An 18754-nucleotide genomic window follows, 5' to 3' on the forward strand; every position below is an offset into this window, starting at 1 on the left:
ACCGGAAAATGCGCCAACATTTCCCGGTAGAATAAATGCGATCAGTTAATTAACCAACCAACATTAAAAAAAACATTTTAAAAGTATGAAAAAACTATTGAACAGAATCAGGTTCGACGAGCCTTTTTTGAAATTCGATTTGAAAATGAAATTGACCACATTATTTATTTTAACCACTTTTACGGTTATGCAGGCGGGAGTAAGCTACTCGCAAAAGGCCAAAATGTCTTTTAATGCAAATAACATGACCGTTGCAAAAGTTATCGAAAAGCTTGAATATACTACTAATTATAGATTTGTTTACAATGTAAGATCTGTTGATTTAAACAGAACAATTAATGTTAATGAGAATAATGTTTCTATCGAAACGATCTTAAATACCATTTTTGGAAATACGGGTACAGACTATAAAGTTTCTGGAAACCATATTGTTTTGATGGCAAAAAAAGCGCCAGAAGAAAAAACAGTTGCAGCAGAAAAAGATTTTATCGTAAAGGGGCGTGTTACTGACGAAAAAGGAATGCCTTTAGTTGGTGCAGCTGTTGCCGATAATGGTTCTGGAAGAGGCGTAAACACAGACTTTAACGGAGAATATCAGATTATTGCTGTCAGCAGTGAAACTACATTGGCTTATTCTTATTTAGGATACATTAGACAAGAAATAAAAGTTGAAGGCAGAAGTGTTATCAATGTTGTCTTAAAAGAAGATGTACAGGAATTAGAAGGTTTAGTATTAAAAACTGGATATCAAAATATAAAGGCAGAACAGGCCACAGGATCTTTCTCTAATTTAAAGTCTGAAGATTTTAAAGAACAGCGTCTAAGCAGTTTAGATAATATTTTAGAAGGGCGTGTTGTTGGATATCAAGATGGAAAAATTCGAGGAACAACTTCTATGAATGGTGTTACCGCTCCATTATATGTTATTGACGGATTTCCTGTCGAAAATACAAAGCTTACTCCATTTGCTACAATAGAAGAAAATGTTCCTAGTTTGAACTTGGAAGATATTGAAACGATTACGGTTTTAAAAGATGCTGCAGCTTCATCTATTTATGGTGCCCGCGCAGCAAATGGAGTAGTAGTAATTACTACAAAAAAAGCGAAAGAAGGAAAAACTAATATTTCATTTTCAAGCAACTTAACAGTTACTCCTTATAGAAACTATACTGGAAACCTTACAGATTCTGCTGATATTATTGGTTTAGAAAGAGAATGGGCAAATGGAAATCCTAATTTGAAAACTGCTAATGCGGCTACTTATGCACAATCAGCACTGACTAATGCTGTATTTACAAGTTTAGGAATGCAGACTATTTTAAATGGTTACGCAGGAAAAACTTCAATGGCAGAAATGAACAGCCGTTTGGACGCTCTTGGTTCTCAAGGTTATAAATACTATGATGATGTGGCACGATACGCAAAACGTGATCAATATTTTTTACAGCACAACCTTAGTTTAGGTAAAGCAACACAAAACAATACTTTTAATGCCTCTATTACTTACAAAAGTAATCAGCTTGAAGATGTGTATTCTGAAAATGAAACAGTTGGAATCAATATCAAAAACTCTACACAAATTAACAGCTGGTTGTCTTTGGATTTAGGAACTTATACCAATTTTGGAAAAGGAGATACACAGAGTTATTTTGCTTCAAGTCCAGGATTTAAATATCAGCCATACAATCAATTAGTGAATAACGACGGAACTAATTTTGTTTCTACAGCTGCCTCTCGTTATAACAACTTCACACTTCAGTCAATGCAGACTTATGGTCTTTATAATATGGATATTACTCCAATGGATGAATTTGGAAGAAATCTTGTTGAAAACAAAAGTTTCCTAAACAGAACTTATGCAAAGTTTAATGTGAAGTTCAGTAAAGCCTTTACATACAATGCGATGTTCCAATATGAATTTGGGTCTGATCGTGCTAATCAGTTATTTGACAGAAATTCATACTATGTAAGAAATAGAGTAAATGGTTTGGTAACTATTACTAATAATAAAGCAGTTTACAATTTACCATACGGAGATATTATAAAAGAAACCAATCAGTTTTCTAATGCTTATAATTTCCGTCAGCAGTTAAATTTCAATCAGGTTTTTGCTGAAAAACATGATTTTTCTGCAATTGCAGGTATGGAAATCCGTCATTCAAAACAAGAATTTGAAAATAACACTCGTTACGGTTACGATTCGCAAGCTTTATCATTTACAGCAATAAATCAAGCCGATTTACTAAAAGTTTATGGAGCTGTTTTTGGCGGATCCATGACGATAAATGATTTTTCATTACAAAAAGAATTACAGAACCGTTATGTTTCAGTATACTCAACAGGAGGTTATACTTATGACAGAAGATATACGCTTTCTGGAAGTGTGCGCTGGGATCGCTCTAATCTTTGGGGAACAGACAGTAAATACCAAAACAAACCAATCTGGTCTGTAGGTGGGGGCTGGAATATTAACAACGAATCATTTTTTGATGTGGATTGGGTTGATGCTCTTAAACTTCGTGGCTCTTATGGTATTGCAGGAAATATCGCTAAAGATTCGGCACCCTATTTAACAGCAACTTATAGCGCTAATCCAAATGTTGGGGGAACACAGGGAAGTGTTGGTAAACGACCAAATCCAGAATTATCTTGGGAGAAAACAACTACTACAAATATTGGTTTTGACTTTTCAATGTTTAAAAGCAGATTAAGCGGAACCTTAGATTTATACAGAAAAAAAGGTCAAGATTTGTTGTCGAGCAGTCAGGGAATTCCAACAGAAGGATTTGGATATTCAACTTACTCACTTAACAATGGGTCAATGACTAACAAAGGTGTCGAAGTTACTTTGAGGGGAACAATGGTAAAAACGCCGTCATTCTCTTGGGATGCATCGGTATTATATGCTTACAATAAAAACAGAATAGATTATGTAAATATCAAAGCTCCTGTGTATATTCTTCAATTAGATTATCCTAAGTCTTTCCCAAGAGTAGGAACAGATTTTAATTCTATTTATGGCTACAAATGGGCTGGTTTAAGTAATACTGGAGTTCCTCAGGTTTATAATGCTGCAGGAACAGCAGTAAAATTCAATCCAGCAAGTCTTGATGCAATTGATGATTATGGATCAACAGTTCCTACACACAGTGGTTCTTTCCATACTGCTGCAAAGTATAAAAACTTCTCACTTTCAGCTCTTTTCATTTATGAGTTAGGGCATAAAGTAAGAAACACATTCTTGCCAATGTTAAACAATAATTACAATAGCGCAATGGGAGGTTATGTAACCGATATTACAGTAGTAAACAATCATATTGCCGATCGTTGGAAACAGCCAGGTGACGAGGCTTTTACAAATATTCCAAAAGCAGTTTTCGAATATGATCCAGAATTTAACTCAGAGTCTCGTACTATTTATCAATACGCTGATATTAACATTCTTGATGCTTCAAATTTAAGATTAAGCAATGTATCATTAGCGTATCAAATGCCAAGCGCTATTATTAAGAAAGTGAAATTAGATGGAGTGCGTTTCAATTTGAATGCAGAAAACGTCTATACTTTCGCAAAAAGCAGAGACGCTAAATATATGTTGGGCGGTTTCACATCTCCAAGTTTTGTATTGGGGGTAAATGTTAATTTCTAATTTTTAAGGACTAGACGATGAAAAATATATATAAAAAACTAGCGTGTTTATTGGCTTTAGGATTAACTTTGGCATCTTGTGAAGATTATTTGAATGATGTTCCAAAAGGAGCAAAATCACCAACAACATTAGCAGATTATGAAGCTTTTTTACGTGATGAATACAACACAAGAATAGATGTTTTAGGGGCTAATCAATTACTAAATGATCAATATGTATTATTGACCACTTTAACAAGCAATAGATTGTATAATGCACTTTATCTGTGGGACGAAAATGCAGATCGTATTGCATTGAAAGTATCAGACGAATCGACTTATTATACTACTTACGGAGGGATTTCGGCTTTCAATTTAATTATCGAAAATGCATTAAATTCAACTAATGCTACAGAAGAAGAAAAAAGAGTAGTTTGGGCAGAAGCAAAAATAATGCGTGCCATGAACTATTTTTATGTGACTAATTTTTATGCAGATACTTATGTTGCTTCTACGGCTGCTACAAAATTATCAGTTCCTCTAATTACTAGTGCCAATATTAATGCGCCTAGTAAACAAATTACGATTCAGGAAATGTATGATTTTATTCTAAACGATATTAAAGAAGCTTTACCTTACTTATTAAAGGTATCTCAGACTCCTTTGCATCCAAATTTAGGAACAGCTTATGCATTTTATGCAAGAGTTTATCTGCAAATGAATAATTATACTGAGGCTTTAAAATATGCAGATTTGGCATTGGCAGAAAATAATAAGTTGTTTGACTGGGTAGCTTTTTACGAAGCAAATAAAGCTATTATAGATGTACCAGGTTCTTACACTACAGCCGTTTCTCCAATGGGTTTTAATTATACTGAAAATTACGTCTTTAGACATGGTTCAACTCGTAACTTAGGGCGTGAACCAAACATACCGGTAGAAAGAGCACAGCGTTTTGAAACAGGTGATGTGCGTTTTAAATCAAGATGGAAAATAAGAACCGTAACTAATGATACCTATTATTATTCGATTTTATCTGGGATGTACAATTTTGGAGGAATCACAACTACTGAAGTTTATTTAATCAAAGCGGAGTGTCTAGCACGTGATAACAAAATCAGTGAAGCTTTAGCAATTTTAAATACAGTTCGTAAAACTCGTATTCTTCCAGCATCTTATCAGGATATTTCGACTACTGATAAAACTACTGCTATGAATGCGATTCTTAGAACTAAAAACAATGAACTTGTACAGACACTTACTCCATTTGCAGACGCAAGACGTTTAAATGCAGAAGGTGTTTATAAAGTGAGTTTTACCAAAACAGCAAACGGAAACACTTACACTTTATCTTCTGATTCTCATTTATGGACAATGCCATTCCCGCAAGGAGCAGTGTTAAATCCAGGAAACGGAACAATTACACAAAATGTAGCTAAATAATAACTCAAAAGCTTCCTGATTAGAAACTCCGAAAAGGAAGCTTTTCTAAAAATATCAATCAAAATGAACACAATTAAATATAAGATATTAGGACTGTGCATCTGTTTATTTGTTATTTCAAATAATGTTTTAGCACAAAAGAAAAAAGTAGCAGCTTCTGCAGCAACATCTTACATTATCGAGGGAACTATAACTGGTCTTACAGACGGAACAGCTGTAAAATTAATTCCTGGAGCAACACATTCTTCAGAATTACCAGTAGCAGAAACAACAATTAAGGATGGCAAATTTACTTTTACAGGAAAATTGAATGAGCCTCGTTTTTTCTTTATCGCATTTGGAAAAAATAAAGGTTACTTGAATTTATTAGTTGAAAATGCAAAAATAAAAGTTACGGCAGATGCCGAAGTTTCAAAAAACGAAGATGAAAGAATTACTTTTAAAAATCAAGTAACTACTGGTTCTAAATCAAATGATTATTATAAAAAAGAAACTGCTTTTAGAGACGAACTTGAAAAAGATTATGCTGCTTACCATACTGCAGAATCAAATGAACTAAGTAAATTAATCGGTGCAGCTAAACGTGATAAGAATACAAAAGCAGCAGATTCGCTTCAAAATCTTCCAGTTTGGAAAAAATTTGAAGCTGATGAAAAAGCATTTTTTACTAAAGTAGAAAAAACAACTTTAGCTGTAATTACAAAACATAAAGACTCTTGGTGGGGACCATTTTTTATGATGACGCAATACAGCTATTTCACACCAGAGCAAAAACCAATCTATGAGCAATTTTCTGCGGCAGCAAAGAAAAGTTATTATGGACAAGTTGTAGATAAAGACCTAAATCCGAAATCTTTAATAGGAACAAGCATTGCTAATTTCAATTTGAAAGATAAAGACGGAAAAGCATATAATGCAAAGGATATTGTCGCTGGAAAAAAATACATTTTAGTTGATTTTTGGGCTTCCTGGTGCGGACCATGTCGTAAAGAAATTCCAAATTTAAAAACAGCCTATGCAGAATATGGAGCAAAAGGATTTGAAATCTTAAGTATCTCAATCGACAAAGACGAAAAAGCTTGGCAGAAAGCTTTGGGACAGGAAAATATGCAGTGGCACAATCTTTTAGATGATGATAAAGTAAGTAAATCATTCAACGTAAAAGCAATACCAGCAACTTATTTAGTAGACAGTAAAGGTGTAATTATCAGCGACAATTTAAGAGGTGCAGACTTAGAAGCGAAATTAAAAGAGCTATTAAAATCGTAATTCAGTTTTCAGTTATGGTTTTCAGTTACAGTCGAAAATTAAAACTGAAAACCTAAACTGAAATTAAAAAATAACAAAAAAAAATATCAACATGAAAAGTACAATCTTAAAATCAGGTTTATCGGCATTAGCATTGCTGACTGTGCTAAATTCTTGTTCAAAGAAAGAAGAAGGATTTACTATTAACGGTACTATTGCCGGATTAGATAAAGGAACTGTTTATCTGGAAAATACAGATGAAAAAGGAAACAAAAAAATCGCAGATTCTGCACAAATACAAAAAGACGGAACTTTTACTCTTACTGGAAAAGTATCAGAACCTTTACTGCATACTATTAAATTAAAAGGAGAAGAATACGGTGCCTATTTTCTTTTATCTAATGAAGATATTAAAGTAGAAGCTAAAAAAGACTCTATTTACAAAGCAAAAGTAAGTGGAGCAACTCAAAATGATATTTACAGATCGTATTATGATAATGAGTTCAAAAAAATACAGAACATCGCAGGTCCTGTTTATAAATTATCAGATTCGTTAACGCAGAACGGAAAAGTAAAATTAACGGCAGAACAACAAACTGCAATGGACAAAAAGTGGAAAGATCTTCAAACTTTTGCTGATGATTTGACTGATAAATTTATTAGAAAAAACAAAGATAAAATTGCAGGAGCTTTGGTAATTAGCGACAGAATTGTGTCTTATGGAACGCCGGAACAGGTAAAAATGTATTACGGTATTTTAACTCCTGAAGTGCAAAAATCAGTTTACGGAAAACAGTTAAAAGAAGCAATTGATCTTAATGATAAAACAGCTGTAGGTGTTGCTGCACCAGAGTTTTCTCAGACAGATGTTAACGGAAAATTAGTAAAACTTTCAGATTACAAAGGGAAATATGTTTTAGTTGATTTCTGGGCTTCTTGGTGCGGACCTTGCCGTAAAGAAAACCCAAATGTGGTTTTAGCATATAAAACATATCACGATAAAGGATTTGATGTTTTAGGCGTTTCTTTAGATGATAAAAAGAACCTTTGGGAAAAAGCCATCGAAAAAGATGGATTAACTTGGACGCATGTTTCAGATTTAAAAGGATGGCAGAATGAAGCTGCTATTTTATATGGCGTAAAAATGGTGCCAACCAACTACTTAATTGGACCTGACGGTAAAATCGTTGCCAAAAACCTTAGAGAAGCTGAACTTCAATCTAAACTGAAAGAAATTTTCAGTAAATCATAAATCAGTTCACAGTCTTAAGTATTTAGTGTTCAGTCTCGTTTCGGTCAAAGTTTTCAATTCTGGAGTTAGACTGAACACTAAATACTGAAAAACTGAACACTCTAATAATATCTCAATCACAAAAAAATGAAAAAATACATCTTTCTGGGCTATTGCTCACTGGCTTTCTGCACCCTAATTTCAGCGCAGAATAAATCGGTTAATTTTAAGAAAATCAAAGAATTAGGTGGAATTGAAGAATATTTATACCAGCCAAATGGAATGAGCGTACTTCTTTTACAAGATAATGCTTCACCAGTTGCAACGGTACAGATTGTGTACCGAGTAGGGTCTAAACATGAAGTGTTAGGAAACACAGGATCAACACACCTTTTAGAACATTTAATGTTTAAAGGAACTCCAACTTTCAATAAAAAAAATGGAAATACAATTACTGATGTCCTTCAGAATACAGGAGCTCAGTTAAATGCTACAACTTGGTACGATCGTACTAATTATTTTGAAACACTGCCAAGTGATAAAATCGAACTAGCACTGCAGATTGAAGCCGACAGAATGCGTAATTCTTTATTAACCAAAGAAGATAAAGAAGCTGAAATGACGGTAGTGCGCAACGAATTTGAACGAGGCGAGAACAATCCGAACAGTTTATTGGATAAGGAAATCTGGGCTTCGGCTTATATTGCACATCCGTATCATCATTCTACAATTGGTTGGAAATCGGATATTGAAAAAGCACCGATTGAAGTTTTAAAAAATTTCTATAATACCTATTACTGGCCAGACAATGCTACGTTAACCATTATTGGGGATTTCAGAAAAGAAAATGTTTTTGAATTAATCGAAAAATATTTCGGAAAAATTACAAAAGCACCGCATGTAATGCCTCAGCCTTACACAGAAGAACCACAGCAGTACGGTCCGCGCAAGATTGTAGTTAGAAAACCAGGAGAACTGGGTGTCGTAAATAAAGCTTACAAAATTCCCGGTGCTTTACATGAAGATCTTCCAGCTCTGGGAATTTTGGCACAGATTATTGGTAATGGTCCATCAGCTATTTTAAACAAAACTTTTGTAGATACCCGTTTAGGAATTTATTCTTATGCAAGCGCAACAGAGTTTAAAGAGGTGGGACTATTTACAATTGGAGTAGGATTTCCAGCAGCTTCAAAACATGAAGACATTGATGCTAAAATCAGCGAGGTTGTGGCAAAAATCCAGAAAGAGGGCGTAACTCAGGATGAGGTAAATCGTGTAGTGGCAAAAATTAGCGCACAAACTGTTTTAGCTCGCGACGGTTCGGGAGTTATTGCTTCAGCTCTAAATGAAGCTATTGCGGCAGGAGACTGGACAGATTATGTTACAGGAGTTGACAGATTGAAAAAAGTTACTCCGGCAGATGTCCTTCGTGTAGCTAATAAATATCTGGTTGAAGACCAAAGTACAACAGGTTATTTTATTCCAAAACAAACTGGTTCACAGAAAAAAGAAGCAACACAGGCTGGTAATTTTATGCCAGAGAACGGTCCGTTTTATTACAGACATTCAGAAGAAGGACATATTCATGAAGAAAGTGAAGTAAAAGCTGTTTTAGCAGAACAAAAAAATAATGCTGCAATTACTTTTAATGATAAAGTAATTGAGAAATCTGCGTCAGCTTATAAAAGAGAAAAAGTTGCAGGAATAGATGTAGTTTCAGTAAAAACTTCTGCTAAGGATTTTGTTACTGTTGCAGCGAGTATTTCATTAGGAAATTATGCGAGTGAAACTAAAAATAATATTATTCCAGCTTTAACGGCTTCGATGCTGTCAAAAGGAACAACGCTGAACGACAAATTTAAGTTCTCAGAAAAACTTCAAAAATTAGGAGTTACTTTAAACGTAAACGCTTCTACATTTAAAATCAATATCGGATTTAAATGCCTGAAAAAAGATTTGGATCAAGTTGTAGCATTATTGGCTGAAGAGTTGAGAAATCCGTTGTTTGATGCTAAAGAATTCGAAAATTTAAAACAGCAGTTTATTGGGAATACACAGCAGAATTTAAATGATCCAGGAGAAAGGGGCGGTATAGCCTTATCTCAAGCAATTTATCCTAAGACAAATCCGAATTATAGTTTAAATGTTGAAGATAATATTGCTAATATTAAAAATGCAACGCTTGATGAAGTAAAAGCTTTCCACAAAAAATATTTTGGACCAGTTTCAATGCGTCTGGTAATTGTGGGAGATACAGACGGAGCCAATTTAAATGCATCACTAAAAAAATCATTCAAAAACTGGAATGGGGGAGTTTCAGAAAAATTGAAATTTGAAGAAGCTTCAAAAACAGCTTCAAAAACAGAAGTAGTTAGTATACCTGAAAAACCAAGTGCGGAATTATTCATCGGGCAGTTTACAGGTTTAAAAAGGGCAGATGCCGATTACATTCCGTTCTTCATTGGAAACTATACTCTTGGTGCTGGTTTTGCAGGACGCTTAATGCAGACAGTTCGTGATAATGATGGATTAACATATAACATTTCATCTGGAATTGGAGGAAATATTGAAACGGGTGGTTACTGGTTTGTAAATGCATCTTTTAATCCAAATTTATTCCAAAAAGGGCTTGATGCGACAATGGTTCAGGTAGATAAATGGCTAAAAGATGGAATCACGGCAGAAGAGTTGGAAAATAAGAAAACCAATTTAATTGGAAGTTTTAAAGTTGGAATGTCCACTACAAGCGGAATGGCAAGAACAATTTTAAGTTTTATGGAAAGAGGATTGGAGCCAAACTACATTGATCAGTATCCAAAAGACATTGAAAAAGCGACTTTACAGCAGGTAAATGACGCTATCAAAAAGTATGTTAAGCTTGATAAAATGATCATTATTAAATCAGGTTCTCTTGACCAAAGCGGAAATCCGTTGAAATAGTGGTCAGTGTTCAGGTTTTTAGTGGTCAGTTTGTTCACCGTTAAAAGCTTTGTCAAAGTTTTAAACTTTGACAAAGTTGAAATCTTCGTATTCAAACTGATCACTAAAAAACTGACTACTGAATACTAAAAAAAAGTCTTCCAAATACTTCATTTTAAAATCTGAATTAGTAAGCCAAATTTTATAGGAAAGACTTTCAAGAGCTGTCGGCAAGCAGCTCTTTTTTTTAAATCAAATTCAAAAAAAACAATGAAAAATAGCATTATTATAGTACTGCTACTTCTTTCGGGGAGTATGTTTGCCCAAATGTACAATCCCGTAAAGTGGTCAACATCAGTAGAAAAAGTATCAGATAAAGAATATGTTTTAAAAGCCAAAGCCGTGATACAATCTGGCTGGCATTTATACGGACAATATATTGAAGAAGGCGGACCTTCAAGAACTGCTTTTACCTTTAAAAATACGAATAAAAAGTTCGAGCTTATCGGAAAAACAACTGAAGAAAAAGGACATGAGGTTGTTGATAAAATCTTCGATATTAAAATTAAATATTTTGAAGATAAGGCACTTTTTACGCAGAAGATAAAACTGACTTCAGAAGGTGTTTCGAACATTGACGGAGAAGTAGAATTCATGGTCTGTGATGACAGCAACTGCTTACCGCCGACAACAGAAGAATTAGCCTTTAAAATTCCCGCAGAAAAGAAAACAGCTGTTGAAGAAACTTCAGTAGTAGAGAAGGATTCAGTAATTACCGAAGAAGTAACTTTGGTAAAAGCGGTTGATAAAACTGAAAAAATGGTAACGGCCGAAACTCCAAAGAAAAATGAAAAAAGAGGTTTGCTAAGCATTTTTATTATTGCTTTTTTATCAGGTTTTGCAGCTTTACTGACACCTTGTGTTTTCCCAATGATTCCAATGACGGTAAGTTATTTTACAAAACAGAGTAAAACCAAAGCAGCAGGAATTAGAAATGCGATGATTTATGGCTTTTCAATTGTAATTATTTATGTTTTATTGGGGTCAATTGTAACAGCAGTTTTTGGTGCCGATTCATTAAATGCACTTTCAACAAATGTCTGGTTCAATCTGATTTTCTTTATTTTATTAGTTGTTTTTGCTTGTTCCTTTTTAGGTGCTTTCGAAATCATGCTTCCAAATGCATTAGCTAACAAAGTCGATTCACAAGCTGATAGAGGGGGACTGATTGGAATTTTCTTTATGGCTTTGGCTTTAGCCATCGTATCATTTTCATGTACAGGACCAATTGTAGGAACTTTGCTGGTTGAAGCGGCTTCAAAAGGCGGAATCGCTCCAATTGTGGGAATGTTAGGATTTTCAATTGCTATTGCATTACCGTTCTCCTTATTTGCCGCTTTTCCAGGCTGGCTAAATGCACTACCAAAATCTGGTGGATGGTTGAATACCGTTAAAGTTGTTTTAGGGTTTTTGGAATTGGCTTTAGCGTTTAAATTTTTATCAAATGCCGATTTAGTGCTGCAATTGCATTGGTTAGAAAGAGAAACTTTCTTAGCGATCTGGATCGCGGTTTTTGGTATGTTGGCTTTTTACTTATTCGGAAAAATTACACTGCCACATGATTCGCCTTTAAATCATATTTCTGTCGGGAGATTAGGTTTTGGATTGCTTGTTTTAAGTTTTACCATTTATTTAATTCCGGGGCTTTGGGGAGCGCCTTTAAAATTAATCAGCGGATTTCCTCCTCCAATGCAGTACAGCGAATCTCCAAATGGATTGGGTGTTTCTGGTAATTCAGAATTAAAAATCACAGGTTCATTGCCAGAAGGAGCAGAGCACGGCCCGCAGAACATTATCACTTTTCATGATTATGAGAAAGGGATGGAATATGCAAAAAAAGAGGGAAAACCTGTTTTATTGGATTTCACAGGATATGCCTGCGTAAACTGCCGAAAAATGGAAGAATTGGTTTGGTCTGATCCTAAAGTTTTAGGCGTTTTAAACAACGATGTGGTGCTGATCTCGCTTTATGTGGATGACAAAAAAGAACTTCCAGAAAACGAACAATTTGTTTCTGAAACTACAGGAAAAAAGATTAAAACCATTGGCAATAAATGGAGCGATTTACAGATTAAAACCTATAAAGCAAATGCGCAGCCATTTTATGTAATTGTAGATCATAACAGTAATTCTTTAACGGAGACTTCTGCATACAATCCTGATATAGAAGAATATTACAATTGGCTGCAAAGCGGGATTAAAAACTTTAAAAAATAAACCATTTTAAGAAATGATAAACGAAATGGATACTATTTTGAAAACAAAACCAAGCGAATTGGAAAATTATTTCTCTGAGTTTAGAGAAAACACAATAGGAGTAAATCACAGGTTCGAATCGATTTACGGACATCAAAATTTACTATACGCCGATTGGATTGCCAGCGGCAGATTGTATTTTCCAATTGAAGATATTATGCTGCGAAAAATTGGTCCCATGATTGCCAATACCCATTCTTTTTCCAGCCAGACAGGGAAAGCATCAACATATGCGTATCAATATGCGAGACAGTTAATTAAAAAACATGTTAATGCATCAGAGTCAGATTGTTTAGTCGCAACCGGAACCGGAATGACAGCAGCTTTAAACAAGCTGCAGCGTATTATGGGACTGCTTTCTGAAGACAATATCTACAGCGTAAAACTCAATTATGATGAGGAAAGACCAGTAGTTTTTATCACACACATGGAACATCATTCCAATCAGGTGCCTTGGTACGAAACCATTGCCGACGTTGTCGTGTTGCCTTGCGGCCAAAACAATTTGGTTGATCCAAAAATACTATCAGAAGAACTTAAAAAATATAAAAATAGAAGACTTAAAATTGGTTCGTTTACCGCTTGTTCAAACGTAACGGGAATTATTACACCATATCATGAACTGGCTAAAATAATGCATCAAAATGGTGGATACTGTTTTGTTGATTTTGCGGCTTCAGCACCTTATGTAAAAATTGATATGCATCCAAAAGATCCAGAACAGCAATTAGATGCCATTTTCTTTTCGCCTCATAAATTTTTGGGAGGGCCTGGAACCTGCGGTATTTTGGTTTTCGATGAAAAACTATATCAATCTAATTTTCCAGATAATCCAGGCGGAGGAAATGTAAAATGTACCAATCCGTGGGGAGAATATCATTACAGTGATGCTATTGAAGTCAAAGAAGATGGTGGAACTCCAGGATTTCTGCAGGTCATGAGAACGGCTTTATGTCTCGAATTAAAAGACAAAATGGGGGTCGAAAAAATGAAAAATAGAGAAACAGAACTCCTGCACCTTTGTTTTTCTGAATTACAGAAAATAAAAGGTTTAATCATTTTAGGAGATTTAGAAACCGAAAGAATTGGCTGTGTTTCGTTTACGATTGAAAATATTCATTACAATTTGATGGTAAGGCTTTTAAATGACCGTTTTGGAATTCAAGTTCGCGGTGGTTGGTCTTGTGCCAGTACTTATGCTCATTATCTTTTAAATATTGATGAAGAAAAATCAGCGGCAATTACAAACGGAATCCTTCAGAAAAACTTAACCGAAAAACCAGGTTGGGTTAGGGTTTCACTTCATCCAACAATGAAAAATGAAGAGTTTTTATTTATTTGTAATTCAGTTAAAGAAGTTGTTATAAATATTGAAGAATGGCAGAAAGATTATCAATACAATCCTGTAACCAATGAGTTTGATCATCTTCTGATAAAAGAAACTATTGAGGAAGATGTGAAGGAGTGGTTTTCGTTAGATTAAAAACAAAAAAAATAAACCTCCAAAAGTCAGTTGATTTTGGAGGTTCTTTTTTTATTACAGTTTTAAATCATAACGTTCCTCATTAAACGTTTTTCCCTATTCCGTTACTTCTTCAGATGATGTAAGTTCAAAACCTGCTAGCTTATACATTTCGAGTGCTTTATTTTGAAGATTGGTTGTAAGCAGGAATACATTTTTAAATTTCTTCTCTCGACAAAAAGCTACTGCATCAGTTAAGAGTTTTTTGCCGATTCCAAGTCCTCTAAAAGCAGGATCAAGTAAAAACCATCTCAGTTGCGCTTCATTTTCCGGCTGATGCTGAATTGCTACGAATCCTACAATTTTGTTATTGTATTCTGCCATCCAGATTCGGTCATTTTCAGAATCGTAATTTTCCAGAAAATGATAAAAAGTCTTGATTACATATTTTTCAAAATCAGTAGAAAAATTAGATTCATTTCCGTAAATATAACCGTGAAGATAGATGATGTATCCAATATCGCCTGGATTAATTGAATGGCGATATGAAATCTCATGGCGTTCTATTTTATTTTCTGTCAAAAGATTTCTAACCTTTTGCATAGAACTGACTAACATTTCTTTTTCAGTAAAATTCAGTTTTTCAATTTTATTCTCGATTAGCTTTTCAGATTTATCGTTTAAAGCACTTAATAAATCATTCCCTGAATTGCTCAGTTTGATATTAAAAGCTCTTTTGTCTTCATTGGATGAAACCCTAGTGATTAAATTTTCTTTTAAAAAACGTTTCAGGATTCTGCTTAGATAACCTTTGTCTAGATTTAAAATCTCAGTTAATTTTTGAGCGGTTATGATTTCGCTTTCGCTGATTTCATATAAGATTCGGACTTCAGTCAAAGAATAATTACTATCCAGATAATGCTGGTTTAAAATATCGAGATGTGCAGTATAAAAGCGGTTGAAACTTCTGATTTTTGAAGTCGAGGTATTCATGAGATTTAAGTGTATTGTTGAGATACAAATATATGAAAAATAGTTGCTTTTGTCAACTATATTTCGAATTATTCTTTACCTTGAAAATATTGCATCAAAAAAAAACTTCAGTATATGGTGAAGGTTTTCTGTAGTAAGAATGAAAAAAAGGTATATTTCAGTAAAAATCAAAAAATTTCCTTAAAATTTAAATCAGGAATGAAACCGATTAGTTCGGTTAGCTTTCTATAATCCACAAGTATTTCCTCGTGTTTTGTGATTTGACTGGTGGCTTTTAATTCTAATTTGTCAGTATGATAATTATGATTGTTTTGTATGCAATTTCCAGTTTGATACTGATTATTGGAGATGAAATTCTTGTATATGAAAGATTATATTTTTAAAAAGTTGTTCCAGAAGCACGTAACCATCCGGTACCTGCAACATACCAATAAATATAGTCTCCTGCGACTCTGATATCTCCTGAATTTCCTGTAGCTTCTGAAGATGCAGGCGCAACTGTACCTATTTTAGAATCAAAATATTCTTTAGTTAAAAGAGATTTATTACCTCCTGAAGTAATCAGGTCGTTAGTTAAGTTTGGAGCAATTAGCTCATTATTAGTGTTTTTTCTAATAGCTACCGTCCCTGTACCATTGGCTAAAATTACTAACCCCGAATCTGATGCAGATAATCCAGTGGTTTTTCCTATAATTACATTACCATTACCGGTTGTTATGCCAGTTGTGTTTCCATTATTGGGAGATAATATCATGTTGTCGTCTCCTGTAGTGATTCCTCCGCCACTTGTTACAAAACCAGTACTTGCTACAATGACATTTCTGGAACCAGTTGTGATTCCTGAACCAGCTTGGTCTCCTAATGCTATATTCCAAATACCGGTTGTTTGCTTGTTTAAGGAATAGCAGCCAATTGCGACCCCATTGCCAATTGTATTATTAAACATTGAACTTGTACCAATTGCGACACTCCTATATCCATAAATACTGCTACCCTCGACGCCAACATTATTTGTTAAAGCACTTTCTCCTATAGCAACATTAGCAGATCCAAATTGATTTTTATATAAAGTATAACTACCTAACCCTACATTATAAGAAGCTGTAGTAAATGAGAATCCAGATAAAGCTCCAACTATGGTATTATTTGTTCCTATCGTTAAGTTTCTACCAGTATTATGACCTATAACTGTGTTATTATTTCCTGTTGTTAGATTTAAACCTGCAACCGATCCTACTGTTGTGTTATAAGCTCCTGTGGTTATACTTCTTCCTGCATAAGAACCCAAGGCAGTATTATAATTGCCTGTCGTAATGTCTCTTCCTGCATAAGAGCCTAAAGCCGTATTATAACTGCCTGTCGTTAAATATCTAGTAGCAAAAGCACCTACAGCAGTATTATCGTTACCTGTAGTTAAAACATTTAAGGTATTAGTTCCAATAGCGGTATTGCGTACAGTTCCAGTTTCGCTAACGGATAATGCATTGTATCCTACTGCTAAGCTACTTGAACCATTTACATTACCCCTTCCTATTCTAACTCCGTTTATTAGTTTGTCTACTCCGCCTAATTCTTGTAATAAAGTATTATCAACAATTCCTGAAACGGTTGAAGATACAGGAACTATTGGAGGAATATCATCTAAAGTAGCAATTATATATTCTCCACCTAACTTGTCTTCATTAAATCTATAGACAGCATATTGTTGATTATTTCTTGCTAAAAGGAGTTTATTTGTACCGTACCCCATATTATCCAGACCTCCAGATATAGCACTGGCTTCCAGTTTAGTCCATAAGTCTCCTTCCCTTAATTCTATAGAGCTTCCCTCGGCTACTGAACCATTTTCTAAAGTTTGTTGTAAATCCTGTGAACCTCCTTCGGAAGCGTCACTAAATTCTAATTCTCCTTTTGCATTTGTTTTTAAAATTTTATCTGGATCATTTTTTTCTAGATCAGATACTTTTATTCTGTTGTGGGTTGTGTTCATTTTGTGTTAATAATTGAGATTTTTTTGAGATAAATTGCCTATCTATTTCTTGTTTTAGTTTTGGATAATCTATTTAGAAATAGTTTTTCCTCGAAGTATTGTTTGGTTAGGAAATGATTTTGAGTATGTTTTTACATTATGTAATTTATAATGGCTGACTTATTTGTAACAGCCCACTGCAGATCTAAATCAGGAGAACCAGCATTATTTGTTGACATAGCTATGTTTACATTTATAACTATTCCCGCGCGGGCTTTTGCGAACATGCTTTTTAAAACTGATGCAGAGCCAGTAAAAGATGTCACTTTTGGTATGTTGACAGTAAATAATCCATTATAGTTAACACCGAAACTATTCATAAATCCAGTACCGATTGTTTCAAGGTTAGCTATATCTACATTGCTTACATCACGTAATCCAAACAACAATCCTTGTCCAGCTGTTTTAAGATTAGGCAGAATAATATCTTTTAAATTAACAGAACCATTAAAAGGAGTATCGCCTGCGGTAATTGCATTATTAAACACAACCCGAGTAAACAAAGGACTTATACATCCTGCAAATAAACTTGACGAAATTACAGTTACTTTATTAAAATTAGAATCTGAGAAACTCGGAAGGCTATAACAATTAGCAAAGCAACTGGCTCCCATGTTTTCAATATTTGGGATATTACAAACTGATAGTTTACTGGCATTACCAAAAACTCTAACGCCTAAAGTTTTTAAAGAGCCTGCAGTAAAACTTTCTATAAATGTATTTTCACTAAATGCCAACTCGCCAAGGCTAATTAATGAAGGAAAATTATATGTTGTACATGGAACTAATTGAAATGTCTGGTAATTACTTGCAATGCTGTTTATTGTAATTACAGAATCTGCCTGTACATGCATTAATGAAGTACAGGATGTAAAAGCCCCGTAATTTATCGTTGTAATATTGTTTGCAACAAAAGAGGTTATTTTTGTTTCTTTAAAACAATTGACTCCAAGAGTTCCAGACATTAACAGAGTTATTGAGCCTGTTAAATTTGTACATCCTGTAAAAGTCCCATCTGATAAAGCGGTGAAGCTTGTCCAATCAAACCAGCTGTTTTCAAGAAGTCTGCAATTGTAAAAAGTATTACCATGAGTTATCGATTGTAACGAGCTAAAATCAACGGTTTGTAATTTAAAACAATTATTAAACGTGTTGCCTCCATTTGTGGAGGTCCAGTTTTTAAACTTTACCCCTGTCAAATTAGAACAGTTAGAAAATGCCGCTCCTCCTATAAAAGTGACTAAACCCTCATTGTCATAAAAATATGTTACAGATGTATTATTGGCAAAACAATTCAGAGGTACTGAATAATTGCCACCAGTTATATTGCACTGTATATTATCTCCTAAAATTTTAAAGTCCGTGATTCTTGATGCACTTAAGCTTAATTTAGCAGCAAGCAGGGCAGGAGTATTAATAGTTCTTGCAACCCCGCCAATAAAAGTATTCGCTTTAAGTTTTTGACGTCCAAATATTGTTTTTCGTA

The 18754-nt window shown here is 34.3% G+C and carries 10 protein-coding genes; 7 read left to right on the forward strand and 3 right to left on the reverse strand.

Annotated elements, in window-relative coordinates; translation table 11 throughout:
• The first annotated feature begins 85 nt into the window (after positions 1-85).
• The 7 genes from GSY47_RS06335 to GSY47_RS06365 all read left to right on the forward strand — a co-directional run bounded on the left by GSY47_RS06335 (position 86) and on the right by GSY47_RS06365 (position 14267).
• Positions 86-3649: a SusC/RagA family TonB-linked outer membrane protein gene (locus GSY47_RS06335; RefSeq protein WP_179002490.1), complete on the forward strand. Its 3564-nt coding sequence runs from the start codon at positions 86-88 to the stop codon at positions 3647-3649.
• Positions 3650-3666: 17 nt separating this feature from the next.
• Positions 3667-5070 carry a RagB/SusD family nutrient uptake outer membrane protein gene (locus GSY47_RS06340; protein ID WP_179002489.1) on the forward strand — a complete coding sequence of 468 codons (1404 nt, stop codon included), beginning with the start codon at positions 3667-3669 and terminating at the stop codon, positions 5068-5070.
• A gap of 63 nt (positions 5071-5133) precedes the next feature.
• Positions 5134-6339 (forward strand): TlpA disulfide reductase family protein, encoded by a 1206-nt coding sequence (locus GSY47_RS06345; protein ID WP_179002488.1) that lies wholly within the window; start codon positions 5134-5136, stop codon positions 6337-6339.
• A 91-nt stretch (positions 6340-6430) separates the two neighbouring features.
• Positions 6431-7570: a TlpA disulfide reductase family protein gene (locus GSY47_RS06350; RefSeq protein WP_179002487.1), complete on the forward strand. Its 1140-nt coding sequence runs from the start codon at positions 6431-6433 to the stop codon at positions 7568-7570.
• 126 nt (positions 7571-7696) lie between these two features.
• Positions 7697-10489 (forward strand): M16 family metallopeptidase, encoded by a 2793-nt coding sequence (locus GSY47_RS06355; protein WP_179002486.1) that lies wholly within the window; start codon positions 7697-7699, stop codon positions 10487-10489.
• Between the two features lie 249 nt (positions 10490-10738).
• A complete protein-coding gene (locus GSY47_RS06360) occupies positions 10739-12745 on the forward strand; it encodes a protein-disulfide reductase DsbD family protein (RefSeq protein WP_179002485.1) in 2007 nt (668 codons plus the stop codon).
• Positions 12746-12758: 13 nt separating this feature from the next.
• Positions 12759-14267 carry an aminotransferase class V-fold PLP-dependent enzyme gene (locus GSY47_RS06365; RefSeq protein WP_179002484.1) on the forward strand — a complete coding sequence of 503 codons (1509 nt, stop codon included), beginning with the start codon at positions 12759-12761 and terminating at the stop codon, positions 14265-14267.
• Between the two features lie 96 nt (positions 14268-14363).
• On the opposite strand, the gene GSY47_RS06370 is transcribed toward GSY47_RS06365, so the two are convergent.
• From GSY47_RS06370 to GSY47_RS06380, 3 genes are all read right to left on the reverse strand, one after another.
• Entirely contained in the window at positions 14364-15239 is an 876-nt protein-coding gene (locus tag GSY47_RS06370) for a bifunctional helix-turn-helix transcriptional regulator/GNAT family N-acetyltransferase (protein ID WP_179002483.1), read from the reverse strand.
• A 379-nt stretch (positions 15240-15618) separates the two neighbouring features.
• Complete coding sequence (locus GSY47_RS06375; protein WP_179002482.1) at positions 15619-17229, reverse strand: hypothetical protein; 1611 nt, start codon at positions 17227-17229, stop codon at positions 15619-15621.
• A gap of 131 nt (positions 17230-17360) precedes the next feature.
• On the reverse strand, positions 17361-18754 hold a 1394-nt coding region (locus GSY47_RS06380; RefSeq protein WP_219071193.1), incomplete at its 5' end, for a leucine-rich repeat protein.

Origin of the sequence: Flavobacterium quisquiliarum (assembly GCF_019308285.1) — a bacterium.
GTDB lineage: Bacteria > Bacteroidota > Bacteroidia > Flavobacteriales > Flavobacteriaceae > Flavobacterium > Flavobacterium quisquiliarum.